Here is a 474-nt window from a genome sequence, read left to right on the forward strand (position 1 = left end):
TGTCAGAGCTTTTTAGTAATGTCTGGTTCTGGCTCATTAGAAATGTCCGGTTCCCGGCTCCGGGCCGGCGGCTGTGGCGCATGCTGCGGCATCCCAGCCAGCGCGGAGCCCGACCATGAACGGACGTGGATTCATCACGATCACGATGCACGAGCTCGAGCGTGTGAAGATCATCGAGGCGGTCGTCCAGCGGCGGCTGACGGTCGTGCTGGCGGCTGAGCGGCTGCAGCTGTGTGAGCGTCAGGTCAGCCGGCTGGTGCGGCGCTACGAGGCTGCAGGACCGGCGGGACTCATTTCGGCGCGGCGTGGCCAGCCGAGCAACCGCGAGCTGCCGGTTGATCTGCGTGCACGGGCCATGGCGCTGGTGCGTGAGCGCTACGCGGATTTCGGACCGACGCTGGCCTGCGAGAAGCTGCGTGAATGTCACGGGCTGGCGCTGGCGAAGGAAACGGTACGGCGCTGGATGCGTGAGGC

General features: G+C 66.0%; 1 protein-coding gene. It reads left to right on the forward strand.

Translation table 11 applies throughout. The features are described 5' to 3' along the window. Window positions 1-115: 115 nt before the first annotated feature. Window positions 116-474, forward strand: a 359-nt coding sequence (locus PQR02_RS40795) for a helix-turn-helix domain-containing protein (protein ID WP_408243450.1), incomplete at its 3' end; no start/stop codon positions are given.

The organism is Paraburkholderia sediminicola, assembly GCF_046026895.1.
Classification (GTDB): domain Bacteria; phylum Pseudomonadota; class Gammaproteobacteria; order Burkholderiales; family Burkholderiaceae; genus Paraburkholderia; species Paraburkholderia sediminicola_C.